25 protein-coding genes are annotated in these 25,568 nt (G+C 62.2%); 8 read left to right on the forward strand and 17 right to left on the reverse strand.

Annotation, left to right across the window (positions count from 1 at the left end; genetic code table 11):
* Positions 1 to 8: 8 nt before the first annotated feature.
* Together secB and SM764_RS09690 are read right to left on the reverse strand one after the other, a co-directional pair.
* Positions 9 to 506 carry a protein-export chaperone SecB gene (gene secB / locus SM764_RS09685; RefSeq protein WP_274829998.1) on the reverse strand — a complete coding sequence of 166 codons (498 nt, stop codon included), beginning with the start codon at positions 504 to 506 and terminating at the stop codon, positions 9 to 11.
* Positions 507 to 619: 113 nt separating this feature from the next.
* On the reverse strand, positions 620 to 1,174 hold the full coding sequence (locus SM764_RS09690; protein ID WP_274833190.1) for an FxsA family protein: 555 nt from the start codon (positions 1,172 to 1,174) through the stop codon (positions 620 to 622).
* Between the two features lie 113 nt (positions 1,175 to 1,287).
* Here SM764_RS09690 and SM764_RS09695 point away from each other — a divergent pair, with 113 nt between their 5' ends.
* The 3 genes from SM764_RS09695 to SM764_RS09705 are packed head-to-tail and all read left to right on the forward strand — an operon-like array spanning position 1,288 to position 3,595.
* Entirely contained in the window at positions 1,288 to 1,947 is a 660-nt protein-coding gene (locus tag SM764_RS09695) for a Tim44/TimA family putative adaptor protein (protein ID WP_274830000.1), read from the forward strand.
* A complete protein-coding gene (gene mltA, locus SM764_RS09700) occupies positions 1,944 to 2,996 on the forward strand; it encodes a murein transglycosylase A (protein WP_368947692.1) in 1,053 nt (350 codons plus the stop codon). The genes SM764_RS09695 and mltA overlap by 4 nt, the downstream gene beginning before the upstream one ends.
* The gene (locus SM764_RS09705) at positions 2,996 to 3,595 is read left to right on the forward strand and encodes a Smr/MutS family protein (RefSeq protein ID WP_065272010.1); all 600 of its coding nucleotides are present in this window, start codon (positions 2,996 to 2,998) and stop codon (positions 3,593 to 3,595) included. The genes mltA and SM764_RS09705 overlap by 1 nt, the downstream gene beginning before the upstream one ends.
* Before the next feature lie 11 nt (positions 3,596 to 3,606).
* Here the strand turns inward: SM764_RS09705 and SM764_RS09710 are convergent, their stop codons facing one another.
* From SM764_RS09710 to hslV, 4 genes are all read right to left on the reverse strand, one after another.
* Entirely contained in the window at positions 3,607 to 4,722 is a 1,116-nt protein-coding gene (locus SM764_RS09710) for an alpha/beta hydrolase (protein ID WP_274830001.1), read from the reverse strand.
* An 89-nt stretch (positions 4,723 to 4,811) separates the two neighbouring features.
* A complete protein-coding gene (hslU, locus tag SM764_RS09715) occupies positions 4,812 to 6,125 on the reverse strand; it encodes an ATP-dependent protease ATPase subunit HslU (protein ID WP_368998244.1) in 1,314 nt (437 codons plus the stop codon).
* Between the two features lie 13 nt (positions 6,126 to 6,138).
* Positions 6,139 to 7,209 (reverse strand): hypothetical protein, encoded by a 1,071-nt coding sequence (locus SM764_RS09720; RefSeq protein WP_369001652.1) that lies wholly within the window; start codon positions 7,207 to 7,209, stop codon positions 6,139 to 6,141.
* Between the two features lies 1 nt (position 7,210).
* On the reverse strand, positions 7,211 to 7,774 hold the full coding sequence (gene hslV, locus SM764_RS09725; RefSeq protein ID WP_369001654.1) for an ATP-dependent protease subunit HslV: 564 nt from the start codon (positions 7,772 to 7,774) through the stop codon (positions 7,211 to 7,213).
* 484 nt (positions 7,775 to 8,258) lie between these two features.
* On the opposite strand from hslV, the gene SM764_RS09730 reads away from it, so the two are divergent.
* Complete coding sequence (locus tag SM764_RS09730; RefSeq protein WP_065272015.1) at positions 8,259 to 8,453, forward strand: DUF1127 domain-containing protein; 195 nt, start codon at positions 8,259 to 8,261, stop codon at positions 8,451 to 8,453.
* Positions 8,454 to 8,531: 78 nt separating this feature from the next.
* Here the strand turns inward: SM764_RS09730 and SM764_RS09735 are convergent, their stop codons facing one another.
* Together SM764_RS09735 and SM764_RS09740 are read right to left on the reverse strand one after the other, a co-directional pair.
* Complete coding sequence (locus tag SM764_RS09735) at positions 8,532 to 8,897, reverse strand: Lin0512 family protein (RefSeq protein WP_369001655.1); 366 nt, start codon at positions 8,895 to 8,897, stop codon at positions 8,532 to 8,534.
* Complete coding sequence (locus SM764_RS09740) at positions 8,897 to 9,241, reverse strand: Lin0512 family protein (RefSeq protein ID WP_369001656.1); 345 nt, start codon at positions 9,239 to 9,241, stop codon at positions 8,897 to 8,899. Before SM764_RS09740 ends, SM764_RS09735 begins: the two co-directional genes overlap by 1 nt.
* A 180-nt stretch (positions 9,242 to 9,421) precedes the next feature.
* Here SM764_RS09740 and SM764_RS09745 point away from each other — a divergent pair, with 180 nt between their 5' ends.
* Complete coding sequence (locus tag SM764_RS09745; RefSeq protein WP_274830006.1) at positions 9,422 to 10,081, forward strand: dimethylsulfonioproprionate lyase family protein; 660 nt, start codon at positions 9,422 to 9,424, stop codon at positions 10,079 to 10,081.
* A 94-nt stretch (positions 10,082 to 10,175) separates the two neighbouring features.
* On the opposite strand, the gene trxA is transcribed toward SM764_RS09745, so the two are convergent.
* The 8 genes from trxA to regB form a co-directional block, all read right to left on the reverse strand.
* Positions 10,176 to 10,496, reverse strand: a complete 321-nt coding sequence (gene trxA, locus SM764_RS09750) for a thioredoxin (protein ID WP_065272019.1) — start codon at positions 10,494 to 10,496, stop codon at positions 10,176 to 10,178.
* A 62-nt stretch (positions 10,497 to 10,558) separates the two neighbouring features.
* Complete coding sequence (addA, locus tag SM764_RS09755) at positions 10,559 to 13,921, reverse strand: double-strand break repair helicase AddA (protein ID WP_369001658.1); 3,363 nt, start codon at positions 13,919 to 13,921, stop codon at positions 10,559 to 10,561.
* On the reverse strand, positions 13,918 to 16,854 hold the full coding sequence (gene addB, locus SM764_RS09760; RefSeq protein WP_369001674.1) for a double-strand break repair protein AddB: 2,937 nt from the start codon (positions 16,852 to 16,854) through the stop codon (positions 13,918 to 13,920). The genes addA and addB overlap by 4 nt, the downstream gene beginning before the upstream one ends.
* The gene (locus SM764_RS09765) at positions 16,847 to 17,542 is read right to left on the reverse strand and encodes a nucleotidyltransferase family protein (RefSeq protein WP_369001659.1); all 696 of its coding nucleotides are present in this window, start codon (positions 17,540 to 17,542) and stop codon (positions 16,847 to 16,849) included. Before SM764_RS09765 ends, addB begins: the two co-directional genes overlap by 8 nt.
* Complete coding sequence (locus SM764_RS09770; protein WP_369001660.1) at positions 17,542 to 18,537, reverse strand: aminoglycoside phosphotransferase family protein; 996 nt, start codon at positions 18,535 to 18,537, stop codon at positions 17,542 to 17,544. Before SM764_RS09770 ends, SM764_RS09765 begins: the two co-directional genes overlap by 1 nt.
* Positions 18,534 to 19,010, reverse strand: a complete 477-nt coding sequence (gene tsaE / locus SM764_RS09775) for a tRNA (adenosine(37)-N6)-threonylcarbamoyltransferase complex ATPase subunit type 1 TsaE (RefSeq protein WP_368947699.1) — start codon at positions 19,008 to 19,010, stop codon at positions 18,534 to 18,536. The genes SM764_RS09770 and tsaE overlap by 4 nt, the downstream gene beginning before the upstream one ends.
* 74 nt (positions 19,011 to 19,084) lie before the next feature.
* Positions 19,085 to 20,632 carry a PAS-domain containing protein gene (locus SM764_RS09780; protein ID WP_065272025.1) on the reverse strand — a complete coding sequence of 516 codons (1,548 nt, stop codon included), beginning with the start codon at positions 20,630 to 20,632 and terminating at the stop codon, positions 19,085 to 19,087.
* Between the two features lie 88 nt (positions 20,633 to 20,720).
* Positions 20,721 to 22,118: a sensor histidine kinase RegB gene (gene regB / locus SM764_RS09785; RefSeq protein WP_065272026.1), complete on the reverse strand. Its 1,398-nt coding sequence runs from the start codon at positions 22,116 to 22,118 to the stop codon at positions 20,721 to 20,723.
* 145 nt (positions 22,119 to 22,263) lie between these two features.
* On the opposite strand from regB, the gene SM764_RS09790 reads away from it, so the two are divergent.
* The 3 genes from SM764_RS09790 to SM764_RS09800 all read left to right on the forward strand — a co-directional run bounded on the left by SM764_RS09790 (position 22,264) and on the right by SM764_RS09800 (position 24,734).
* Positions 22,264 to 22,884 carry an SCO family protein gene (locus tag SM764_RS09790; RefSeq protein WP_065272027.1) on the forward strand — a complete coding sequence of 207 codons (621 nt, stop codon included), beginning with the start codon at positions 22,264 to 22,266 and terminating at the stop codon, positions 22,882 to 22,884.
* Between the two features lie 81 nt (positions 22,885 to 22,965).
* Positions 22,966 to 23,520 carry an ActR/PrrA/RegA family redox response regulator transcription factor gene (locus SM764_RS09795; protein ID WP_065272028.1) on the forward strand — a complete coding sequence of 185 codons (555 nt, stop codon included), beginning with the start codon at positions 22,966 to 22,968 and terminating at the stop codon, positions 23,518 to 23,520.
* Positions 23,521 to 23,546: 26 nt separating this feature from the next.
* Positions 23,547 to 24,734, forward strand: a complete 1,188-nt coding sequence (locus SM764_RS09800; RefSeq protein ID WP_368947700.1) for a glycosyltransferase family 61 protein — start codon at positions 23,547 to 23,549, stop codon at positions 24,732 to 24,734.
* Positions 24,735 to 24,743: 9 nt separating this feature from the next.
* Here SM764_RS09800 and SM764_RS09805 read toward each other — a convergent pair whose 3' ends face one another.
* The gene (locus tag SM764_RS09805; protein ID WP_368947701.1) at positions 24,744 to 25,340 is read right to left on the reverse strand and encodes an HD domain-containing protein; all 597 of its coding nucleotides are present in this window, start codon (positions 25,338 to 25,340) and stop codon (positions 24,744 to 24,746) included.
* Between the last annotated feature and the right edge of the window lie 228 nt (positions 25,341 to 25,568).

The following is a 25,568-nucleotide window of genomic DNA, read 5'->3' on the forward strand; positions in this document are numbered from 1 at the left end:
AAAATGACTTATTGCGTCGGTTGGGCTTCGGCCTGACGGCGTGCCAGCTCGTTGCGGTAGATCGCAACGAAATCGATGTTATCGAGGTTCAGCGGCGGGAAGCCACCGTCGCGGGTCACGTCGGACACGATGCGGCGCAGGAATGGGAAGGTCATGCGCGGGCATTCGATCAGCAGGAAGGGGTGCAGCTGATCGTCCGGAACACCCTGGATGTTGAAGACGCCGACATATTCCAGCTCCAGAACGAACAGAACCTCACCACCGTCCTTGTTCTTGGACTCGACGGTCAGCTTGGTCATAACTTCGTACTGGTGTTCCGCCGCGCGTTTCTTGGCGTCCAGATTGACCTGAACGTTCACGTCGGGCTGAACTTCACCGGCAGCACCCTTTTGCGCCATCACGTTTTCGAACGACATGTCGCGGATGAACTGACCCAGAATGTTCATCTGGACCTGGGGCTGCTGCGGGGCTGCTGCTGCGCCCTCTGGGGTGTCGTTTTCGGCCATGGAGATACTCCTGAAAATATATCTTTGCCGATTGCTTAGCAGCTTGGCGCGGGTATCTCAACGGTCTGTCCAACCGTGGCAAACAGCGTGGCGCAACAGGCTTTGACTGTGCCCTATTTTGGGCCGTCTTCCGGGCCTTTTACCCAGCCGGAGGGGCCATCCCCGGGGCGTCTGGGTGTCACATCTTCGTATTCGCCATCGATCACATCGCCGGGCTGCCCCGGACGTCGTTGCCCGGGATGCTGCGCATGGCCATGGGGGCCGTGCGAACCGGGCCGCGCCTGTCCCGGCCCCATTCCGGCGCCCATTTCAAACCGTGCGACGGTCACCCGTTTGCTGATGTAGCGGAACACCGCAAGCCGCACCGGCGGCATCAGCAGTGCAAAACCGACCGCATCGGTGAAAAATCCGGGCGTCAGCAGCAAGGCGCCTGCGAATAGGATCATCGCCCCATGCGCCAGCGGTTCTGCCGGGTCCGACAGGGTCTGGAACGAGGACCGCAACTGCCCCATGGCCAGCCGCCCCTGCGAGCGCACAAGCGAGGTTCCCAGAATGGCGGTCAGCACCACGATGGCCAGCGTTGGCCACAGTCCGATCATCCCGCCAACCTGTACAAACAGGGCGATTTCAACCAGTGGCACCATCAGAAAGGCCAGAAAAAGATACATTTTGGGGTCCTTGGATCTTGCGCTGAACGGTGGACTTGGCCCCACCCGTCACCTACATAAGAGCAGTCCGCTTTGGTTTCAAACAAGGCACCAATGCCTAGCACGAGGTTCACATGGAGTCGCCCTTGATTCAGATTTTGGTTTTGGCCGGCATCGCCGTCTTTCTGATCCTGCGCCTGAAAAACGTTCTGGGCACCCGTGAAGGGTTCGAAAAGCCCACCCAGCCGCAGCAGGCCCCGGCAGAGAAACGCCGCCCCGACTTCGAAGTGATCGAAGGCGGTCCGGATCTGGATATCACCGATTACGTCGCCGAAGGCTCGCCCCAGGCCGACGCGCTGGCCGCGATGAAGCGGGCCGAGCCGTCGTTCCAGGTGCAGGACTTCGTACACGGTGCACGCGGTGCCTATGAGATGATCCTGATGGGCTTTGAAAACGGCGAACTCGACGATCTGGAGCCGCTACTGGCTGGCGACGTCTACGAAAGCTTTGTCGATGCCGTGGCGCACCGCGAAGATCAGGGGCTGACCATCGAGGCCGAATTCATCGGGGTGCGTGAAACCACCCTTGCGGATGCGCGGTTCGATGAGAGCACCCGCACTGCTGAAATCACCATGCGGTTCGTGGCTGAACTGACGTCGGTCGTGCGAAACAGCGAAGGTGAGATCGTCGAAGGCGATCCCAAGGCCGTAAAACGCCAGAAGGATACCTGGGTCTTTGCCCGTTCGATGGGCACCGACGATCCGAACTGGCAACTGGTGGCCACGGACGCATGATTGGGGCGCTACGGGCGGCATTCCGGGCAGCAGCCATTATTGGTGCTGCCATGACCGCTTCGGGCGCATCCGGCGAGACTGCCTATTCCATATTGAATTTCTCACAGCTGGACGGCTGGGACAGGGACAACCACGCAGAGGCGCTTCAGGTGTTTCTGGGGACCTGTCCCGACCTTGACGACCCCGATTGGCAAAGCCTTTGCGCGCTGGCGCAATCACAGACGCCCGCCGGGGCCAAGCAATTCTTCGAGCTGTTCTTTCGCCCGGTTCTGATCGAGGACGGCGCTGATCCCCTGTTCACCGGCTATTTCGAACCGGAATTGCAGGGGTCGCGTTATCGGACGGACCGGTTCCGCTATCCTGTCTACAAAATGCCAAACGAAGCGCGCCAGACCAACCTGTGGCTGCCGCGCCGCGATATCCTGACAAGCGGTGTCATGGACGGGCGCGGGCTGGAAATCGCCTGGGTCGATGACCCGGTTGAGCTGTTCTTTCTGCAAATTCAGGGGTCCGGCCGGATCAAGATGCCCGATGGTGCTTCGGTTCGCGTCGGCTATGGGGGGGCCAATGGGCACCCATATAAATCGGTTGGCGCTGAAATGGTCCGGCGCGGCATCTACAAGGCGCATCAGGTCAGCGCCCAGGTGATCAAGGCCTGGGTGCGGCGCAATCCCATGGCTGGGCACGAATTGCTGATGCACAACCCGTCTTATGTGTTCTTCCGCGAGGTGAAAAAAGTGCACCCGTCGAAGGGGCCATTGGGGGCGATGAACCGTTCGGTTACGGCGATGCGCAGTATCGCGGTGGATCCGAAGTATACGCCCCTGGGGGCGCCGGTCTGGGTGGAAAAGGACGGGGCGGAGCCGATGCGCCGCCTGATGATCGCGCAGGATACCGGATCGGCGATCAAGGGCGCGCAGCGGGCGGATATATTCTTTGGCACCGGGGATGGCGCCGGCGAGGCGGCCGGCCGTCTGCGGGATCCGGGGCGGATGATCGTTTTCCTGCCCATTCAACGCGCCTATGCGATGTTGCCGGAAGATTTCTGATGACCCGGCGCAAACTGACATCGGATGAAATCGACCTTTGGCACAAGGTCGTCAAACACGCGGAGCGTCTGCATCCGGGCAGTCATACGACGCCGCCTGATCTGCCGCTGCCCAAGCCAAAGCCGAAAAAGACGCCGCATCCGCACTCCGAACCCCAGATCGAAGCCTTCCGCCTGGGCAGTCGCGCGCCGTCAAAGCCTGGCAAACATGATCTGAAGAAACCTGTGGCGCAATCGCTGTCTTCGGCGCCGGTGCAAATGGATGAAAAGGCGTTTCGACGGATGAAACGCGGCAAGCTGCGCCCCGAAGGCAAGCTGGACCTGCATGGCATGCGGGTGGATACGGCGCACCCTGCCCTGACCCGGTTCATTCTGTCGGCGCAGGCCTCGGGGAAGCGGCTGGTGCTGGTCGTGACTGGCAAGGGCAAGGACCGGGACGAGCCGGGACCGATCCCCACCCCGCGCGGCGTGCTGCGTCACCGGGTGCCGCAATGGCTGGCCTTGCCGCCGTTGTCGCAGGCGGTGTTGCAGGTGACGCCGGCCCATATCAGCCATGGCGGCGAGGGTGCCTATTACGTCTATCTGCGGCGCGGACGCTGATCGTCGCGCGGTTATCGCTGGCTGTCCGTGATATCGATGAGCGACAGATCCTGAATCTGCTTTTTCTCCACCATCGGTGGCGGCAGCACCCCATCAAAGATCAACCCTTTGCGTGAAAACGCTTGCGATGATTGCCGCGCCGAACTGAGGATCGCGAGGAGCGCGGGCGAAGTGCCAGCAACCAAATGGCCCGAGCTGGCGGAATCGGCGTAATCGGTGGTGTCGATGATGCTGATCGGCAAATCCTCCAGACCATCGGTCGATCCCAGATTTCCCAGCCGCGCGCGGCTGGACGTGCCCCGCAGCCGTTGCGACAGGGTCAGAATCTTGTCCTTGCGGGAAATGAAAACCAGAAATGGCTGCGGAACCGGGTTGAGGCGGCTCATCTGGCTGCGAAAGACGTCCAGATCCAGATCCGGCGACATCAGCACCACGCCGTCAAGGTTCCTGTCGGACCAGCCGGGTGTGCGGATTTCAATCTGGCGCAATGTCTCCATCGCCAGCATCGACCCCATGGAATGCGCCACCAGAACGATCCGCCGCGCGTTGCTTTTGCTGAGTTGTTTCAGCAGCCGTTCCAGCCCGTCGCGGGCAAACATCACGCTGTCGGCATCATAAGCATAGCCAAGCGGACTGCCGAGGCTGGGCCAGGAATAGACCACGGTGGCACCGGGAACCTTGGTATCATGGGTCAGCTGCGCCGCGCGAAAGGCGGTTTCGGATTGGGTGGAATTGAACCCATGCACAAAGACGGTGATGTCACGCTCGTCCGGTTCAAATTTTGCCAGTTCACGGTTCAGTCGATCCATGAAAACTGCGGAAGTTTCGATCTTCCGCCGGGCGGCCATGGTAAACTCGGTCTTCGGGTCCGGTGTGTCATAGGCAAACAGAAGCTGCCCGGGCTGGTGGTTGGGCGGGATCGAAACGGTCAGTTCCAGGAGGTGATAGTCTTCGGTCCGTCCATTGCCAAACCCGCCTTCGGGCAGCGGGTCACGGATCGTGGCGGCAAAGATCGTCTTTGGCGTTCCGATTTCCAGCGCTTCGGGGATGGTCGGTGTCGACGGCCGAATGCCACAGGCGGCAGCGGCAAAAAGGGATAGAAACAAAACCTTCCGGAAAAACAACATGCCAAATATCCAACCTGTTTCACGCCTTGGATATACCGGAAACCGCCCGGTTCCAACTGGCAGGACCAGCCGCAACCGGGCGGTGTTGTTTACAGGACGTAGCGGCTCAGATCGTTGGAACCGCCCAGCTCACCAAGGTTCTTGGAGACAAATTTGGCATCAACCACAACAGCCTCGCCGCCCCGGTCCGGCGCGGTAAAGGACAGCTCTTCGAACACCCGCTCCATCACCGTGTAAAGCCGCCGCGCGCCGATGTTTTCCACCGACTGGTTCACCTCGGCCGCGATTTTGGCCAGCGCCGCGATGCCCTCTTCGGTAAAGGTGACCTCGACCTCCTCGGTGCCCATCAGGGCGGTGTACTGACGGGTCAGCGCGTTGTCGGTCTCGGTCAGGATGCGGATGAAGTCCTGCTCGCTCAGCGCGCGCAGGTTGACCCGGATCGGCAGACGGCCCTGCAATTCGGGCAGCAAGTCGGACGGTTTGGCGATGTGGAAGGCGCCAGAGGCGATGAACAGGATATGGTCGGTCTTGACCGGTCCGTGTTTGGTGCTGACGGTGGTGCCCTCGATCAGCGGCAGCAGATCGCGCTGCACGCCTTCGCGGCTGACGTCGCCGCCACGGGCATCGGACCGGGCGCAGACCTTGTCGATCTCATCCAGGAAGACGATGCCGTTCTGCTCCACCGATTCCAGGGCAACGCGGGTGACAGTCTCATCATCCAGCAGCTTGTCCGCCTCTTCGCCGATCAGCACATCATAGCTTTCGGCGACGGTGAGGCGCTTCTTCACGGTGCGCCCGCCCATGGCTTTGCCGAACAGATCGCCCAGGTTCATCATGCCACCCATACCACCGCCGGGCTGGCCGGGAATATCGAACATGCCGCCCATCGGGTTCGAGGTATCGGTGACCTCCAGTTCGATGACGGTATCGTCCAGCTCACCGGATTTCAGTTTCTTGCGGAACACTTCGCGGGTGCTGTCGCGGGCCTCGGTGCCGGCGATGGCGGTGATCACGCGCTCCTCGGCGGCCTTGTGGGCCTTGGCCTTGACGTCTTCGCGCATGAATTCGCGGGTTTGCATGATCGCCGTGTCCACCAGATCGCGGATGATCTGTTCGACGTCACGGCCAACATAGCCGACCTCGGTGAATTTGGTGGCTTCGACCTTGATAAAGGGCGCGCGGGCGAGTTTCGCCAGACGGCGGCTGATCTCGGTCTTGCCGACGCCGGTGGGGCCGATCATCAGGATGTTCTTGGGGTAAACCTCGTCGCGCAGGTCATCGCCCAGCTGTTTGCGCCGCCAGCGGTTGCGCAAGGCGACGGCGACGGCGCGTTTGGCGTCTTTCTGGCCAATGATGAAGCGGTCCAGTTCGGAAACGATTTCGCGGGGTGTCAGATCAGTCATGGGATTTCCCGTATCAATGAGAGGGCGGCAGCCGGTGAAGCGGCACCAGCCCGGACAAGGGTGAAAGAAGCGCGGCGCGGATGCGGGTCCAGAAGGCCCCCAGTGCCACAAGGAACACGCCCAGAACCAGAATGGTCGATGCGGCACCGTCGCCGTCGAACACCGTTCCGGCCAGGGTCACGCTATAGCCGATCGCGGCAATCAGGAATGACCGCCGGTCGATCACGATGGCAACAAAGGCAAAGCCGACCAGCACTGCCAGCAGCAGCAGATGCGCGCCGCTGCTGCCGTTTTCCAGCAGGCTGAGTGCGATGGTATTGACCAGCGCCGGGGCAGCGACCACGTGCAGCCAGAACCCCTGCGCCGAGCGCCGGGTGACCCGGTGCGGATCGCTCATATCGAAGACCATCGCCACGACAAAGACCGCAAGGCCGACCAGCAGCGTGATCCAGGCGAAGGGACCGCTGGCCGACAGCAGGAAGAAATCGCCGATATCAGCGGGGGTGCCCATGCGGATCGCCCCCATCAGCAGTGCCAGGGCGAATATACCGAGTGCAATCAATGCCATGGCAAAGGGTACCCGGAACCGCAGCCAATAGATCGCAATGGCCACGGTGGTCAGCGCGACGGGCAGCTGCATGCTGGAATAATCGGTTTGGGCAATCATGAAGGGCTGGGAAAACTGCGCCGACAGCCCTGCCCCGGCATTCACCGCCCAGAGCACGGACAGCGCAATGGCCGGCGCCACCATGCGGCGGCGGCGGATGAAATATTCCGACAGCGCCCACAGAACCGCGGCGCCGATCACCGCGGCGGTGACCGTCTTGCTTTGATATCCGCCGAGGCTCCCAGCCAGCACCGCCGCCGTGACCGCAGCCCATCCGGAGGCGAGGATCAGCAGCCCGATGACGATGAAGATCTCGTTGAACCCCTTGAACAGTTCAAACGGTTCATCGCCTTCTGCCAGGTTTTCGCGTGCGCCCCGGCGGCTGTCGGCCAGCGCCAGCAGCGACGCCGCTTGCGCCTCGCTCAGCAGGCCCGATCCCACGGCGGCGCGCAGATCGTCGCGGTCGATGCCGGGCACCCTAGTTCTCCGGGCTGATGGTTTCGACGGTCAGCCTGCCGTTGGTGTAAACGCAGATATCGGCGGCGATCGCCATGGATTCGCGGGCCACGGTTTCTGCCGATTTGTCGCTGTCCATCATGGCGCGGGCCGCCGCGAGGGCGAAATTGCCGCCCGAACCGATGGCGGCCACGTCATGTTCCGGCTCCAGCACATCGCCGGCGCCGGTGATGACCAGCAGATCGGTGCCGTCGCTGACGATCAGCATCGCTTCGAGCTTTTGCAGGTATTTGTCGGTGCGCCAATCCTTGGCCAGTTCGACGCTAGCGCGGGCCAGTTGGCCCGGCGTTGCTTCCAGCTTGGCCTCAAGCCGCTCCAGCAGGGTAAAGGCATCTGCGGTGGACCCAGCAAAGCCTGCGACGACGTCATAGCCACCCGGCGACAGGCGGCGAACCTTGCGGGCGCTGCCCTTGATCACGGTCTGGCCCAGCGACACCTGCCCATCACCGGCAATCACCACAAGCCCGTCTTTCTTGACACCGATAATGGTGGTCCCGTGCCAGCCGGGGAATTGATCGTCTGCCATGCATGCCTCCAGTGTTGTTGCAGCCATATATGGGCGTTGGGTCCTTATTGCTCAACCGGGTATCTGACCTGCGGCCGCCTTTGCCCAATCTAATGCCGCGCCTAGCCTTCAACTTGCGTTGATCCATCTGGCGGGCAGAGGGCTGTTGACGGGGTTCCTGACCCGAAAACTATGAGAGATGCAGGGCAAAACCATGCGTTATCAAATGATTGCAAGCAAGGCGATGAAACGGCAAAGCATGCCAAAGGATGGGTCGGCGTTCGGCCCGGGGCAAATGCGCCGATCAACGGCCGTTATCAAACCCGCTGATGCGCCCCTTGCACTGTATTAAAAGAGCGGATCACGGCGTTAACAAACTGATCATTTGTTATGCAATGGGCGCAGATCGGGGCTGTCAAACGGGCAATTGTGAGACTCACCCGCCTCTCCTACATGGGCGTTAACACCGGCATGGGGCCGGTTGTTTTGTTACAGGACCCATAAAATGGCCACAACAGCAAATATCCATGCACCCCTCGGTGCGGTTGCCGTCCTCCGCATCGTCGACACCGTGCTGAACGCAAAAGCTGCCTTCGCAGAAGCCCGTGAAGCCCGCATCACCCGCCGTGCGCTGTACCGTCTGTCCGACGTCCAGCTGGCCGATATCGGTCTGACCCGCGAAGACATCTCGAAGATCTGATAGGCAGACCTTCACATGACCTTATACAGCTAGCAAAGCCGTCCGAACCCGGACGGCTTTGTGCATTTCAGGGGGCTTTTATTCCGACCACCTGTAGCGTCCGGCCAGATCGGGCAGCCAGGCCTCGATCGCAGCCGTTGCGATGACATGCGGCGCCTTGCCATCCGCGCCCGCCACATCCAGACCGCCAAACACGGCCCGTACATTAGCCCGGCCGCGCGGCAGATCGGCGGCCACCAGATCGCAATCCACCGCATCGGGGTTCTGTACGCCAATGGTGACCTCGACCCGCATTTCACCGTGATCGATCCCCAGTTCGGAAAACAAGGTGATCGAGGAGTGATGCAGCGCGTCCTGCACCGCGCGCCGGGCCGCCTTGGTATAGTCCTGCCCGTACAGGTCGTTGCCGGTGCCCATCTCCAGAATGATACGTTTCTCCGTCATCACACCGCCTCCATTTCAAAAGAGACAATGACGGCGGCATTGGCGATGACCGTCTTACCGCCACCCGGTTTGTCGATATCCAGACCACCTTTGGTGATGCGGATGTCGGGGCGGCCATAGGGAAAGATCGCCTTCAGCGCATCGGCATTCACGGCGTCCGGCTCTTGCACCCCGATTTCGGCGTCGATGATCATGGCTTCCTTCGGGAAATCGAACAGTTCGGCCATGTTGACCGAATTGTGCCACAGGGCATCCCTGATCGCGCGTTTTGCCGCTTCGGTGTAATCGGCGCGGCGCAGGGATGTGCCCATGCCGAATTCCACCAGTACCCGCGTTTTGGCCATGACGGTCCTCCTGTCTGTTTGCGGCCACTTTGACGGGGATCGGAGGCAAGGAAAAGGGGCGCCTTTCAGGGTCCGGTGCATGCCGGAGCTGCAATTGCGACTCCATCCCGTCGCTGTGGCGCTAGAGCGAACCGCAGCATGCGGAGACAAGCTGGGCAACCGTCAGAGGAGGGCGCCGACATGACAGAACACACGCGTCTGAAAGATAGCCCCGAGTGGGATTATCTGCTGCGGGATTTCTATGAGTTCTACCGCCGCCTGCCTGCTGGTGGCAGCGTCAAGATCCGCAGCCATCAGCGCATGGTCCGTGAACGCATCAGCCGGGTTCTGAAATCCAATGCCGAGGTTCGCGCCGGTGCCAGCGTTGATAAACCCGTGACGGCGCACCTGCAGCGGGCGCTCGACAACGGACGGCAGGAACGCCACGGCGCCTTTATCCGCGCGATCGAGGCGGTGCGGCAGCATCTGGTGTGGCAATACGGCTATGAAAAGGTACCCCGCGGGTTGGAGCGCAAATATGCCTATGCCGAACTGGCTGGTCCCACCGGCCCGGTGATGACCGACGAGGTGATCCTGGGTCTTGTCCTCTTCGCGCCGGGCTGCACCTATCCGGCCCATTCCCATGATGGCATCTCGGAGAGCTATATCTGCCTCTCTGGCGCCGTGTCGGAGAATGATCAGGGGGTCTATGCGCCGGGGTCGCTGATTTTCAACCCGCCGGGACAGCTGCACCGCATCACCGTGGCGGATCATAACCCGTCGCTGCTCTGCTACGCTTGGGTTGGCGATCAGGAGAAACTAGCCAACCAGAAGATGGTGTTCACGCGCGCACCCAAATAGGCGCAGATCACCGGACGGGTTTTATTGCAGGCCCACATGAAAAAGGGCGCCACCGGGGCGCCCTTCAAAAACTCTCGCTTCAGATCCAAGCGGATCAGATGCTTTCGTTGATCCAGCTTTGCAGCGCGGCCTTGGGTGCGGCGCCGGCGCGGTTGGAGACAACCTGACCGTCCTTGAAGATGAACAGCGCCGGGATACCGCGCACGCCCATGGCGGCAGCAGCGTTCGGGTTGCTGTCAACGTCGACCTTGGCGATTTTCACCTTGTCGCCGTATTCGGCGGCCAGCTCTTCCAGAGCGGGGCCGATCTGCTTGCAGGGGCCGCACCATTCGGCCCAGAAGTCTACGACAACGGGAACGGAGGAGTTCTTGACTTCGGCGTCAAAGGTTTCGTCGGTGACGGCTACGGTGGACATGGAAATGTCTCCTGAGATGAGTGGCAACTGGATGCTGAACCTAGGTAGGGCTTAAGGACTCGTCAAGGTTCCCCGTGACGCTGGAAGGCCCGCGTCACAACTTCGTGCGGCAGGGGCATCAGGGTTGCATTGCGGGTCCATATCAGCGCCGTTTCGATGGTTTTGCCGGGGTAGATCCGCCCCAGCGCCAGCGCATAGGCGCCCATTTGCCGCAGCAGCCCGTCGGGACATTCGCTTACCGATTGCGGAACGGTTGCGTTTGATTTGAAATCCACCGCCAGAACCCGGTCAGATTCCACGATCAGCCGGTCGATCACCCCGTGCAGGCGGATGCCATCCAGATCGGCCGTCACGGCCACTTCGGACAGGGTGCCGGGGGCAAAGACATGCGCGAGATCGGGATTGCGCAATACAGCGCTTGCCTCCTCCAACAGTTCCCCTTGGTCCTCGCATCCCGCCAGCAGCGCCCGGGCCAGATCCGGCCAGCGGTCCTCTGGCTGTGCGGGCAGATGTTCCAGCAGCAGGTGCAGGTTGGTGCCGCGCGCCTTGGCAGCCTCCTCGTCCAGACCCTGATCGCCGGGCAGCGCCTTGGCGCCGCCCAGATCCGATGGGCTGAGCGTCGGTTCCGGCGCGACATAGGCCGGGGCAGACTGTGTAAAGACCTGCGGCAGGGTCACTTTCTTTGGCTCAGGGGCGTCGTGGGCGACAAACTCCAGCCCATCCCAATCGCCATGCTGCAGCCGTAGGCCCGGCCCACCGGGCAGGTCCGTTTCGGCGGCGCCGCCGTCATTCAGAGCCCGTTCGACCATCTGGTACCAGCTGTCACCCTCTTTCGACAGCTCCCCCGCACTGGCGACGATCAGCCACTTCTCTGCCCGTGTCAGCGCAACATACAGAAGGCGCAGTCTTTCGTTCTGCTGTTTCTCCTGCGCTGCCTCGCGCGCGGTGAGCATGGCGGCGGGCATCTGGTCCTTGGGCACGCGCCACAGCGGCGCGCCTTCGGCCACGATGATCTCGGCATCGCTGGGCGGCTTGCGTTTGGCGGTATCTGGCAGGATCACGATCGGCGCCTCCAGCCCCTTGGAGCCATGCACCGACATCACTCGGATCATATCCCCGGCGGCGCCCATCTGGCGCTTGATCTCAAGATCGTCGGTCTGCATCCAGACAAGAAACCCGGTAAGGCTGGGAATATCGGTGCGCTCATAGGCCAGCGCTTGCGACAACAGCGCGTTGATGCCGTCCTCGGCTTCGGGGCCAAGACGGCCCAGCAGGCGCTGGCGGCCCCGGTGCCGGGTCAGGATCCGCTCGATCAGATCATAAGGGCGCAGAAAATCGGTCTGGCTGCGCAGATCGTCGATCACCTGCATCGTTTCGGGGAATTCCGCCGCCCGTTCGCGCAGCGCCGCCCACAGATGGCTGCCGCCTTTGCGCCGGTGGGCAAGGTCGAACAGCATCTGTTCCGACCAGCCAAAAAGCGGTGATTTCAGCGCGGCGGCCAGCGACAGGCTGTCCTCGGGCGTCGCCAGAAACGACAAAAGCGCGGCGATATCCTTGACCGCCAGTTCGGCACCCACCTTCAGCCGGTCGGCACCGGCGATGGGCAGGCGGGCGGCCTTGCAGGCGCGGATGATTTCGGAAAACAGCTCGGACCGGCGCTGCACCAGGATCAGGAAATCCCCGGCATGTACCGGGCGGCGCTGAAAGGTGCCGCGGGTGGGGCCGTCCTCGGGGATGGTGACCTTGTTGTCGATCATCCGCTTGATCTCGCGGGCGATACGCTCGGCCAGGATCACCGTGTGATGACGGGCGCCGGGCCGGTCCACCGGATCGGTCCAGTCGCGGTCTTCCTCATCATCCAGCTTTTCCACCGCAGGCCAGAGGTCCACGCGCCCCGGCAGATCGGATTTAAAGGCGCGGTGCAACGCGTCCTTGTGAAAGCCGGCGCGGGGGCTGTCCTTGAAAACCAGATCGACCAGCCGCAGGATCGCCGCAGAGGAGCGGAAGGAAAACTCCAGCGCCGCATTCTGAAGCGCCGCGCCGGTTTCGGCCAGTCGGCGGCCGAATTCTTCCTGCATGCGGTCAAAGGCATCCGGGTCGGCGCCCTGAAAGGAATAGATCGACTGTTTCTTGTCGCCGACCACAAAGATCGTGCGCTCTACATCCGACCGCGCGCCGATCCCTGATGTGAATTCCTGCGCCAGTTTTTCGATCACGTCCCATTGCACCGGGCTGGTGTCCTGCGCTTCGTCCACCAGGATGTGATCGATGCCGCCATCCAGCCGGTAGAGAACCCAGGCCGCCACCGCCGGATCGTTCAGCAACAGCCGCGCCTTGAGGATCAGATCATCAAAGTCGAGCCAGCCGCGCAGCTGTTTGCGCCGCTCGTATTCCGGCAGGAACACGGAGGCAAAGGCGTGCAGGTCCTCGGATTTCTGCGCAGCTGCCAGCGCCAGCCGTTTGGCACGGGCGTCCTCGACCCGCAGCATGAAAGGCTCCAGCCGGTCCATCAGATCGGGGTTGTCCTTTTGCAGCTTCTTAGTCGGAAAGCTGCCGACCTTGGCCGTGAAGGGCGCCTTGGCGCCGGCGCCAGTCAGAAAAACCGACTCTAACACAGGCAGATCGGCCATCTTCGGTGTGGCGATCCCGGCGAGTTTCGCGGCAGCTTTCTGATCGTTGGTGCCGCCGGTTGCCAGCATATCGCGGGTGCGGCTCAGCAGCTCATCTTCTCCACCCAGGAACACCAACCCCTCCAGCGCGGCAGCGTCAAACCCTTCCGGCAGGTCGAACAGTTTCAGCAGACCCGCGCGGTCCAGCGGCTGGGCAAATTCGGCGCGGCGCTGGCAGATGGCAGCAGTCAGATCGTCAAAATCGCTGCCTGCAACATGCCGGGCCAGCGCCTCGACCAGATGCGCCTCCGGGCCGTTGGCGATATCCTCGACGAGTTCAGCGCGCAAAAGGGTGGCGGCGCGGTCTTCCATTTCGGCGAATTGCGGGCTGACGCCAGCCTCCAGCGGGAAACGCCGCAACAGCGAGGAACAGAAGGAGTGGATCGTCTGGATCTTGAGGCCACCCGGCGTTTCAATCGCGCGGGCAAAGAGCGTGCGCGCCTGCGCCAGCCCCTCGCCCCGGGCCACGTCGCCGGCGCCCAGATCCTCCAGCGCCGCGCTCAGCCTGTCATCGCCCAGCATCGCCCATTCACCCAGCCGCTGGAACAGCCGGTTCTGCATCTCGCTGGCGGCGGCCTTGGTATAGGTCAGACAGAGGATGTGCTGCGGCTGCACGCCCTTCAGCAAGAGCCGCGCCACCCGGTCGGTCAGAACCTTGGTCTTGCCCGATCCGGCATTGGCCGCCAGCCAGGTCGAGGCATCTGGCCGCGCCGCGCGAAACTGGGCCTCTGATGCCGCATCGCGAGGGGCACTCATGTCAGATCCTCCGGCTTTGGCATGTCGCTGCGGTCCCATTCGCCAAAGCGCGCCAGGTGATCGTAGTCACCGGCAAAATCGTCCCGGTGAACCATGCGACGGCTGCTATAGCCCTGTTCGGGGTCGAAATAGGCTTCGATCAGTTTCTTCAGCTCAGCCCAGACCTTGGCCGGGGGTTCATCTGCCAGCGGTGCGGGCACTTCCTTGATCGGGGATTTCAGACCGATAAAGGTCGCGCGCTCCACCTGGGCGGCGCCGTAGTCCTCAAAGGCGCCCTGTTCGGCCATGGCGGCCTCGATCAGCAGCTGTTTGTCAAAGGCGCGCTGTTGTTTGTCGGTCGGCGGATCGCCGGTCTTGTAGTCAAAGATATGCAGACAACCGCGTTCATCGACGTCGATCCGGTCGGCCTGTCCGGTGATCTGGAAATCGAGCGGCGCAAGGCGAACTCCTCCGCTGATTTCAAACCCAGAGGGGCGCGCAGCGGCGCGGCGGGTCTGCTCACCCGCGACAAAGCTTTCGGCGATGCGGACAATGCGCGCCAGCCACAGGCTGCGGGCGACGGGCCAGGGGACCTCTGCCTGCAACTGGCTGCGGGTGCGCGCGATCAGCTCTTCCGGGGTCAGCAGCTCCGGGGTGTCGCGGCTATCACGGATATAATCCTCAAACACCTTGTGTACCACGATCCCGCGCAGCAGCGCATCGGGTTCCCGCATCAGCGGGTTCAGTGGTTTCAGGCGCAGCACATGTTTGGCGTAAACCGCATAGGGATCGCGGATCAGACGGGGGATTTCCGTGACTGACAGCTGTCGCGGACGGGCGGCAACCGGCGGGCGCGGGGCAGGGCGGCTGGCAGGTTCGCTTGGCAGCGGGACCTCCAGCGCCGTTGACCAATCCAGCCATGTCTGCCCGCGTGCGCGCATTGCTTCCAGCGCGGCGCGCCCGCCCTGTTCCGGCAGGCCGCGCAACAGGTTCATCATCCGGTTGAGCCAGCGCGAGGGTACGGTATCTGCCTCTTCTGATCGTTTGGAACGGGTCAACCAGACCTCAGGCGCGGCCACGGCCTGCTGGAAGTCATGCGCAGAGAGACCGATGCGGCGTTCGGGCAGCAACAGCCCGGCCTGATTGCGCAACTGGCGGTTCAGCCAGGGATCGGGGCTGGCGGCCTCGGGCCAGCTACCCTCGTTGAGACCGGCCAGAATGACCAGATCGGCGCCTTGAACACGGGCTTCCAGCGTACCCCAGATCATGATCGACCCATAGGGCGCATCGCGGTCGCGCACTTCTTCCTGCGCCAGCAGCGCGCCCAGAAGATCGGCAAAGTCGCGGGCGCTCATCTCGCCGCCGAATTGCGCGTTCTCTTCCAGATCGGTGATCACCTTCAGCGCCTTCTGGCCGGCTTTCTTGTCCCAGAGCGTGCCGCTGCCGCCCAGCTGACTGCCAGAGGCAATGCCTTCGGCGCGGTCGCGCAGGTGGGTGATCCAATCCGTCAGGGACAGGTTGCCCGGGGTGACCTGATCGGCAAATTGTGTCGTCAGCCAGTCGACCCAGCCGGGGATCAGATCGCGCGTGGCGCCAAAGGCGGCAAAACTGTCTGCATCGGGGAAGGGCGGGCCATTGCGGCGCAGCTCGAGTTCGAAATCGCGGGTATGGCGCAGGTGTTCGCCGCGCGCAGCCTCTGACCCGTCATGGGTCAGCGGGTGTTTCAGCAGCGTCAGCAGCATGTCCGGCGTCAGCACGTGGCAGAACAGCTCGGCCACGTGGCGCAGGAAACGGCCCGGCGGAGACAGTTGCAGCGGCTGACCGGCGGAATCATCCGGCAGGATGTCCCAGCGGTCTAGCGCCGCCGACACCTGCCGCGTCAGCATCCGGTCGGGGGTGATCAGCGCCGCGGTCTGGCCATCCTCGGCGGCCTGCCGCAGACGCAAAGCGATGGTGAGCGCCTCGGATCTGGGGCTTGGCGCTTCGACAAGGGTGATGGTCTCGGCAGCGCGGTCGATATCGGTCAGCTGCGGTCCTTCGCTCATCCAGGCGTCGGTGACAGGGGCAGGCCGCAGCGCCAGTGACACCAGCCGGTTGCGGGCCGGAAAGGGCGGGGTTTCATCTGTCCAGGGCTCCACGTCACGCGGCGTGAGCTCCAGATCCTTCATCAGCCGGTAGAACCGGTACTGCGGGTGGTCTTCGGAGATCAGCGGATCATCAAGGCCGGACCAGACGTGATCGGGCTGGTCGAAATCGAACCCCGGCAGGATCACCGCGCCCTGCGGCAGGCGGGCGATGGCTTCCATCAGCATCAGCGTGGTGCCGCGCGAGCCGGTGGAGCCGGCCAGGATCACCGGGTGTTGCGGCGGTGCGCTCTGCCACTGGTCGATCAGGTTCAGAACCACCTGCCGTTGGCGGGCTTCCTTGTCCATGGCATCGTCGTGGCGGTCGACATAATCATCTGCGATACCGATGAAGGCCTGCGCGCGCGCCCAATGCCCGGACATGTCCGAAACATCAAGATTGCGGATGGTGTCGGTGCTGACGCCTTCGCCCTGCATTTCATCGATCAGCGCCGCCAGACTGTCGGAGAGATCGAAAAGTGAGGCCCGCGCGGCAAGATCCGGCTGCGCGTCCAGCAGTTTCGCGATCAGCTGCGACAGCTCCAACCGGCGCCTGAGCGAGGGCAGGACAGGCGGCAGGCCGTGCAGGGTGGCGCGCTGTGCCAGATCGGTCAGCAGCGACAGGCGTGGCAGCAGCAGGGTGGGGCCGGCGTCAAACAGGTCGCGCACCCGGCGCTGCATGCGGGCGGTGTTGACGATCACCTCGGCGCGGGCCAGCGCCTCGGGCGGGAGGCCAGCGCTGCGCGCGATTAGGCCGTTCACTAGCGCCCGAGGGAAATCGACACCGCAGGGCAGGGCGAACAGGCGCGGTTTGTCCTGTGGTTCAAACATCGTCATGTGCCAGCAATTGCTCCGCCAGGGTGATGCCTTCGGGGTGTCCCACATCGCACCAGTGGCCGGGATATTCGAGGGCGTACAGCCGTTTTTCCTCGATCATCGGGTTCCATAGCAGGCGGGTGGAAAAGGCGGTCTCGTTGATGCTCTGCAATCTGCCTGTCTTTAGGATCTGCACACCGCCCCAGACCAGATCGCCGCCCCATGAAATGCGCCCCGCCGCGTCGGCCGAGAAATCACCGCCGCCCTGCCGCCCCACCGCGCGCGGCAGCGGTACGCAGAGCATGAGGCCATCCATATTGGATGGATCCCAGGCCGCGCGTAGCATTTCAAAGGGGTTCGGCCCGGCCCAGATCGCATCGGAGTTTGAGGTGTAAACGGGACCATCACCCAGAAGGGGCAGCGCATGGCGCAGCCCGCCGCCGGTATCCAGGATCTCCGGCTGTTCGTCGCTGATCAGAACGCCCTGCGGTTTCAGGTGCTCCTGCAGGATCTCTGCCTTGTAATGGGTGTTGACCACGATCCGCGCGGGCAGCACCGCACGGGCCAGATCCAGCGTGTGGTCGATCAAAGGCCGCCCGGCAACCGGGATCATCGGCTTCGGCAGATCCCGGGTCAGCGCCTTCATCCGGGTGCCAAAGCCGGCCGCGTAGATCATTACTGCTTCGGGGGATAGCGCCGCCATTATCGCAGCCTGTCCAGGTTTTCGGGGCTGGGTGGGGGTAGATCACTGCGCAGCCAATCCGCCAGAGGCGCAAGGGCGGGGTGCTCCAACCCGCGCATGACATGGCCCCAGACGCGCGGGATCAGATCCAGATACTGCGGCTTGCCGCCTTCCTGCGACAGCCGCGCAAAAATGCCTAGGATACGCAGGTTTCGCTGCACGCCGATCACCGTATAGGCGGTGCGGAACCCGGAGGGATCGACACCGGTGACCTCGATATAGTGATCGATCATCTGCATCTCGATCCCGGCGGGCACATCGCGGCGGGCGTCCTGCAGGAGTGAGACCAGATCATAGGCCGGATGACCGGTGCGGGCGTCCTGAAAATCGATGACGCCGACGCGGGCGATCCCGTCCCGATCCGGCAGCCACAGCAGGTTCTGGGCATGAAAATCCCGGTGCACAAAGACGGCGTCGCCCTTGACGCTGTGGCGTAGGATGTCTTCGAACTGATCTTCGAACCGGCTGGTCAGCACGCTGTCCTCCTGCCCGGTGATGCCGCTTCGGTAGGTTGTCATCACAAGGCTGGCCATTTCAGCCATGACACGCGGACCAAGCGGCTCCAGATCGGGCAGCGGCGCCTGATGCAGCGCAATCAGAAGATCGGTTGCGGCCCGGTAGAGGGACATTTCCTGACTGGGATCCTGTTCGATCACGCTGCTGAACAGCCCGTCGCCGAGGTCCTCAATCAGCAGGAAGCCGTGTTCTGCGTCCTCAGCCAGAACTTCCGGCGCGCTGACGCCCTGTTCGTGGAGGTATTCGGCGATCTGCACGAAGGGGCGGATATCCTCGCCCTTCTCTGCCGGGGCATCCATCAGCACCGCAGAGCCGCCGTGTGGGCCGATCAGCCGTTCATAGCGGCGCATCGAGGCATCGCCGGCCAACGGGCGGCGTTCCCAGCTGCCGTATCCGGCGCCCGACAAAAAGGCGGAGATCAGCTCTGTTCGGTCTGTCATGAAAAAACTTGCTCCATCAGGGGCTGCCATCTGTCATCGCTCCACCGCAGGGTCAGCAGACGGGCATCTTCGCTATCGGGGTCCAGTGCAAATGTCAGGTGCAATGCGTGCTGCGGCGCCAGCTCCGCCAGTCGGTCGGGCCATTCGACCAGGGTGATCGCGGTGTCAAAGGCGGCGAGCAGCCCCAGTTCTTCGACCTCATCAAGCGACGACAGGCGGTAAAGATCCGCATGCCACAGCTCACCCGCCGGAACCTCGTAGGTCTGGACCAGCGTGAAGGTGGGAGAGGGGACATCTTCGGGGATGTCCTGCAACGACTGGATCAGGTGGCGGGCGAAATGCGTCTTGCCGGCGCCGATGGGGCCTTCCAGAAGCAGGCAATCGCCCGGGCAGAGGGCCCCGGCGATTTTCTGTGCCAGATCGGCGGTATTTTCGGCCGAAGCCAGAGTGCAGGAATGAGGACTTTTAATCATGGCGCCACAATGGCGTCAGGCGTCATGCGCTGCAAGCGGGATTGCCCTTGGGGGTGCCCGGCTTGCAGCCCTGCTCAGCTGTGATCAGAGATGGCAAAGCGTTCCTGTTCGGCGCAGGGCAGGCTGGTCTGCGGATTGCAGAAGCTGACCATGGTGGCGCCGTTCTGGATGCCGGTGACCTTGCACATCAGCGGCGTGCCGTCGCGCAGTTTCACATTTGCCCACCAGGGGTCGCGCGCATCGCTGGCTGCGACGAAATCGCGGATCTCTCCCCAAGCCGGTGTCGGGGCGCAGGTGTCCTGCCAGACGCGGCTGGCATCCATGATCGACACTTTGGCAAAGCTGGCGTCTGGGTCCATTTTCCACATCTGGTGATAGGCTGCGTTGGAGAAAGTCATGCTGCCATCATTGGCAAAGACGGCGATGGCTTCGTCCATCTGGTCCATGATCGACTGCCCCATTTCCAGCTCCGAGCGGAACTGACGCGTCAGGGTCACTTCGGCGGTGATGTCCTCGAACAGGAAGGCAATGGCACCATCGGGATGCGGGCGGCCAGAGACCGAATAGACCGAACCCGAGGGCAGCGACCATGTTTCCTTGTACCGGCCCTCGGCAGCGGCCTCGAGCAGGTCTTCGAACTGGTGGCGCCAGCTGGAGTAATTCTTGGGCTCGGGCATCATACGCTGGTCGCGCAGACGGTCGAAAAAGCTCATCAGGTTGGGACGGGAGCTGAGGAAATCGGGCGGCAGCGCGGTCAGGTCGATCAGCACCGGGTTGAACAGGACCAGCTGACGGTTGCGATCAAAGATGGCCAGACCAATGGACAGCTGGGCAAAGGTTTTTGCCAGAGTCTGCACAAAGTTGCGCTGGGCGATTTCGGCATCCACCACCGCATTCACATCGACAGCGTGACACAGCCAGCCGGCTTCGGTTTGAGTGGTCGAGATATTGTACCACAGTTGCTTGTTGCTGTCGGGCAGCGGGATGGAAATCCGTTCCGGTTTACCGCTGGATTTGGGTTCTTCAAGATCGGTGAACAGGGGCACCGACACATCCACGTCGCGGCCGCGGATTTTATGGGTAAGGTTGTCATAGGCTAGGTTGGACCAGGTGATCGCGCCTTCATCCGATTGCAGCCAGACCGGATAAGGGGCCTGATGCACGGCGGCGCGCAGGGTGGTCAGTTCCTGATCCTGCGATCTGTTCTGCTCTTCCAGAGTCGAGCGGCGCAGCTGCACGCGGGTAATACCGTCGATCCATTCACAATGCGCTTCGCGGCTTTCGGCGGATTCGGTGCCCGACAGGACAAGGGGACCGACATCTTTCAGAAATCCGGGCGATTGCGGCAGGCCGGGGTAATTGCGCGCCAGCTGGTCGCGCAGCATGTTCCAGCTGAACGCCTCGGCGTGTTCGCCAATGAATTTGCGTGCGCCCGAGGACCAGCCGATCAGGTTGGTGTCGTCAAACAGGAAGACCGCATCAGTACGCCCGTCGCTGGACAGCAGATCCTGCTCCAGCGATTTGGAGCGCGCGCCGGGAGACAGCCACCACACAGCGGCCGCGGCTGTGGCGGCGCAGAGGGTTGCCAAGATTAGCCATTCGATTGAAACGATGTTCTGCATGTTGTCCTGCCTTGCTCGCGTATCGCTTTATCAATGGTTGCTTAAAAATGGTTAAATGAAGTTTAATTGGTTGCTAAAAAGTGAACGGTTAAATTTCAATTCTCTGGTTTTTCCCGGTTGGAACGGCATTTTCGCCCTTGAGCGCGTCGACTTTGTCACGCGGCCATGAGACTTCGACGATGGCACCCCGGCGTTCTTTTGGCAGTATTAGTCCGGGAAGCGGGGCCGATCCATTGGTAAACCGCAGGTTGGCGCCGCTGCGTTCCAGCAGGGTTTTGGCGATGAACAGGCCCAGCCCCATGCCTTCGTAACCGGGGCGTTTGCGCCGATCAGATCCGCTGCGCCGTCGTTTCATGAAAGGATCGCCGATCCGGCCAAGCATCTGAGAGGGGAACCCGCGCCCGTCGTCGCTGATCCTGACTTCGATTTTTTCGTCGTCCCAGGCGGCGTCGATCCAGACGGTGCTGCCCGCGAAATCCACCGCGTTCTGAACCAGGTTGCGCAGACCGTGGATGATCTCGGGTTTGCGCAGGATGGTGGGTTGCTGCAGGCTGCCGTCCTCCAGCGGGGCTTCGTGAAACACGACCGTCGTGCCGCGGTCCATATGCGGTTCGGCCGCCTCGTGGATGACGGTAGACAGCGGCGCCTGGCGCAGATGCAAGTCGTCCTTCCCGGCCCGGCCCATGCTGCGCAGGATGTCGCGGCAGCGGTCCGCCTGTTCCCGGATTAGGGCGGCGTCTTCGCGCAGGTCGGGGCGGTCGTCCAATTCATCCAACAATTCGGCACTGGCCAGTTTTATAGTGGCCAGCGGCGTGCCAAGTTCATGCGCGGCGGCAGCGACCACGCCGCCAAGGTCGGTCAGCTTCTGCTCACGCGAGAGCGCCAGCTGGGTGGCAGAAAGCGCGTCGGACATGCTGCGGATCTCGGTGCTGATCCGGAAGGAGTAGAACCCGATGAACAGGATGGCGATGACGATGGCGGTCCAGTTGCCAAAGACAAAGACATCCGGAACCCGCAGCAGGAACCCCTGTTCGGTGCGCAGGGGAATATGGAATTCGGCCATCAGTGTTACCAGCATGATGGCGGTGCCGCCAATGATCAGGGTTGAACGCAGTCCCATCATGGCAGCCGAAATCGTCACCGGCGCCAGAACCAGCAGGGCAAAGGGATTGTGCAGACCGCCGGTCAGGCTCAGCAAAAACGCCAGCTGCATCAGATCGAACAGAACCATCAGGAAGTTTTCGAATTCCGACAGGCGCTTGTTTTCGGGGAACATCAGGGTGGCGACAAGATTTCCGGTGACCGCGATGCCGACCGCCAGAAAACATAGCGGCAGCACCAGTTGCAGATTGTACATGTACTGCGCCACCAGGATCGCAATGATCTGCCCGGCGATGGCTACCCAGCGCAGCAGGATCAGGGTCCGCAAACGGATCCAGTGGCTGCGTTCCTGGCCATGCATCAGGCCGAATTGGGTCTCGCTCATCTGGGCCTCCTGATCTGCGGCGCATTATCACGTTCCCGCGCCGATCGGCGGTGTGACGCCGTGTGCAGTTGCATCGGCTGAGTTTCTTGATAGGTCTCGCGCCCGAAACGATCAACAACCCTTCCCGTTCGCAAAGTGTGATCACATGACCCGCCTATATGCCCTTCTTGCTGCCCTATTCATTGCTGCTCTTGCCGGCGGCACCTGGTTCCTGACCCGCCCAGGGGACAGCGATGACAAATTCGCCCAGTGCCGCAGCAGTAAGATTGCCGGTGGCGCAGACACCATTGGCGGGCCGTTCGAACTGGTCAATTCCAAGGGTGAGACGGTTACCGACAAGGATGTCATTACCGAACCATCGCTGCTGTACTTTGGCTACACCTTCTGCCCCGACGTCTGCCCGCTGGATGTGTCCCGCAACGCCGAGGCCATCGATGTGCTGGATGAACGCGGTTACAGCGTGACACCGGTGTTCATCTCGATCGACCCGGACCGCGACACCCCCGAGGTGGTTGGCGATTTTGCCTACAACATGCATGAAAAGATGATCGGTCTCACCGGATCGGCCGAGCAGGTCAAGGCGGCCAGCCAGGCCTACAAGACCTATTACAAGAAACAGGACGGGGATGAGGACTATTACCTGGTCGATCACTCCACCTTTGCCTATCTGGTGCTGCCGGAAGACGGGTTTGTCGAATTCTTCCGCCGCGATGAGACGCCCGAGCAGGTGGCAGACAAGATCGGCTGTTTCATTGATAACATGTAACGGTGTCTGGCATTTGACCTTTGCCACCCGGCGTTTAATATCCAAAACAAGAATTTGCTGAACGAACGCGGAGGAGCGGGCATGGTCGAAGCGACGCAAAGGGACATCGGACCCGACAAATCGCTCTTGTTGGTCGATGATGATGAACCGTTTCTGCGCCGCCTGGCCAAAGCGATGGAAAAGCGCGGTTTCGAGATTGAGACCGCCGGATCCGTCGCCGCCGGCAGCGCCATCGCCACCGCCCGGCCCCCAGCCTATGCGGTTGTCGATTTGCGGCTGGAGGATGGCAACGGTCTGGATGTGGTCGAGGTGATCCGAGAAAAACGTCCCGACAGCCGGGTTGTGGTGCTGACCGGATATGGCGCCATTGCCACCGCCGTTGCTGCGGTGAAGATCGGCGCCACCGATTACCTGTCAAAACCGGCGGATGCGACCGATATCACCAATGCGCTCTTGGCCTCGGCGGATGAACTGCCGCCGCCACCGGAAAACCCGATGAGCGCGGACCGCGTGCGCTGGGAGCATATTCAGCGCATCTATGAACTCTGCGATCGCAACGTGTCCGAAACCGCTCGGCGGCTGAACATGCACCGGCGGACCTTGCAGCGGATCCTTGCCAAACGCAGCCCCAAGTAAAGGCAACCCCCAGGCGAGGACCACACATGACAGAGCATGGCGCCGGACCCGAAGATCAGCCGTTGCCCGACGGGGGCTGGTCCGAGGAGATTGAGACCCTGCGCGATGCCTGCGTGATCCCGCCGGTCGACAGTGCGCTGGTGCAAAAGGCCGGTGTGTTGACTGCCTCTGGTGATTACTGCGCCAAGGCCGCGCTCTGGCGCAAATACCGCCCGATCACCGTGCAGCCCGACCCGCCGAGTGAGGTCAACGCAACCCTGCCGGGGCGCTGGCTCTGGGGCGGGGTGCTCTGGGCGCATTTCGGGCATTTCCTGGTGGAAAGCTCGTCCCGGCTTTGGGCGCTGCCACATCTGGATCAGCCGGTGGACGGCATCCTGTTCATCCCTAAACGCCCGGCTGTGGGCGATGAAACGCGCGGCTTTCAGCGCGAGTTCATCAATCTCTTTGCGCCGGGCCTGCCAATCCGGGTTGCGGCTGAACCGACCCGGGTTGAGGAACTGGTGGTGCCAGGGCAGGGGTTTGGCCTTGGCCATATCACTCGTGGTACCCGAAAGTTCCGCAATGCGGTGCACAGCCGCTTTGCCCGCGATGTGACCCCTGAAGGCCCTGAAAAGCTCTATATCTCCCGTTCGAAACTGGGCCTCAGCAAGGGCGGTCTTCTGGGCGAAGAGCAGATGGAAGAGCTGCTTCAGGCCGAAGGCTATGAGATCTTCCACCCGCAGGAGCACAGCCTGACCGAGCAACTGGCTCGCTACAAGGCGGCGAAACGGGTGATCGCGGCGGATGGCTCGGCGCTGCATCTCTTTGCCATGGTAGGAAGGCCGGATCAGAAGGTCGCGATGGTCCTGCGGCGCCAATCCGGCGCCAATAATCTGCTGGCGATGAATGTAGCGCATTTCTGCAAATGCAATCCGCTGGTGATTGGCGCGCTTCGCACTGAATGGGTGCCGGTCAACAAGCCAAAGTCGAGCCGCAACAGCTTTGGCGAGATCGACCATTCGGTGATCGGCCGGGCTCTTGCCACGCATGGATTCATCTCTGCTGATGCGCAATGGCCGGTGCTGAGCGACGATCAGCGGCAACAGATCCTTGTCGAAAAGGGGCTTGGCGGTAGCGACCGTTTCGTGGAATCGCCCGAATTCAAACAGCAGCGGATCCGCGAAATGCGCCGCGCCCGTCGGGCCAGGCGTGCGGCCAAAACCGCCAACGCCTGAGGTAGTGGCCTAAAGCTGCGCCAGCAACTCTGCATGGCGGCTGACAAAATCACGGCGCACCTCGACCGGCGGGCGCAGGTCGATAGACAGATCGCCCGTGATCTGCGGGTCGATGCGGCCAAAGAACTTGTTGGCCTCCGTCTCCGAAAACCCGGCGATCTGCACCGCCTCCATCCATGCGCTGATCTTGTCGGCCCGCTTGATCTTGGACTTGATGGTCTTTGGCAGGGCGGCGGGCAGGCCGAAACGGACATGGATGGCCGTAGTCAGGCGTTGATCCAGATCCTCATACCCGGGACCGACTGCGGCCTTCACCGGGGATATCATGTCGCCAATCACATATTCCGGGGCATCGTGCAGCAGCGCGGCCAGGCGCCATTTCACTGGCGCCTTGGGATAAAGACGGGTGAACAAGCTCTCGACCAGCAGCGAATGTTCGGCCACCGAATAGGCGAAATTACCCTTGGTTTGCCCGTTCCAGCGCGCCACAAAGGCCAGCCCGTGGGCGATATCCTCGATTTCAATGTCGACGGGCGTGGGATCCAGAAGATCCAGTCGGCGTCCTGACAGCATGCGTTGCCAGGCGCGGGCAGGTTTTGGAGGCATCGGTCGGGTCCGGCTCTTACAGAGGTTTTACCTGTGCCTAGCCGCTTGGCACCCAGCGTGCAAATCCTGAATTGCGTGGCATTTGGTCCGGGGCAACCCTCTGCTCTGGGTGGTTTTATTGCTTGTAAAGCGTTGCGGTGTTAAGTGCGTGGCCAAGTTGAGGCTGAGCCAGAATGGAGTTGCCAATGGGCACGGATTACATCGTCAAAGACATCGCATTGGCCGGGT

It is taken from the genome of Pseudophaeobacter sp. 1A16562 (genome assembly GCF_041008785.1).
Lineage (GTDB): Bacteria > Pseudomonadota > Alphaproteobacteria > Rhodobacterales > Rhodobacteraceae > Phycobacter > Phycobacter gallaeciensis_A.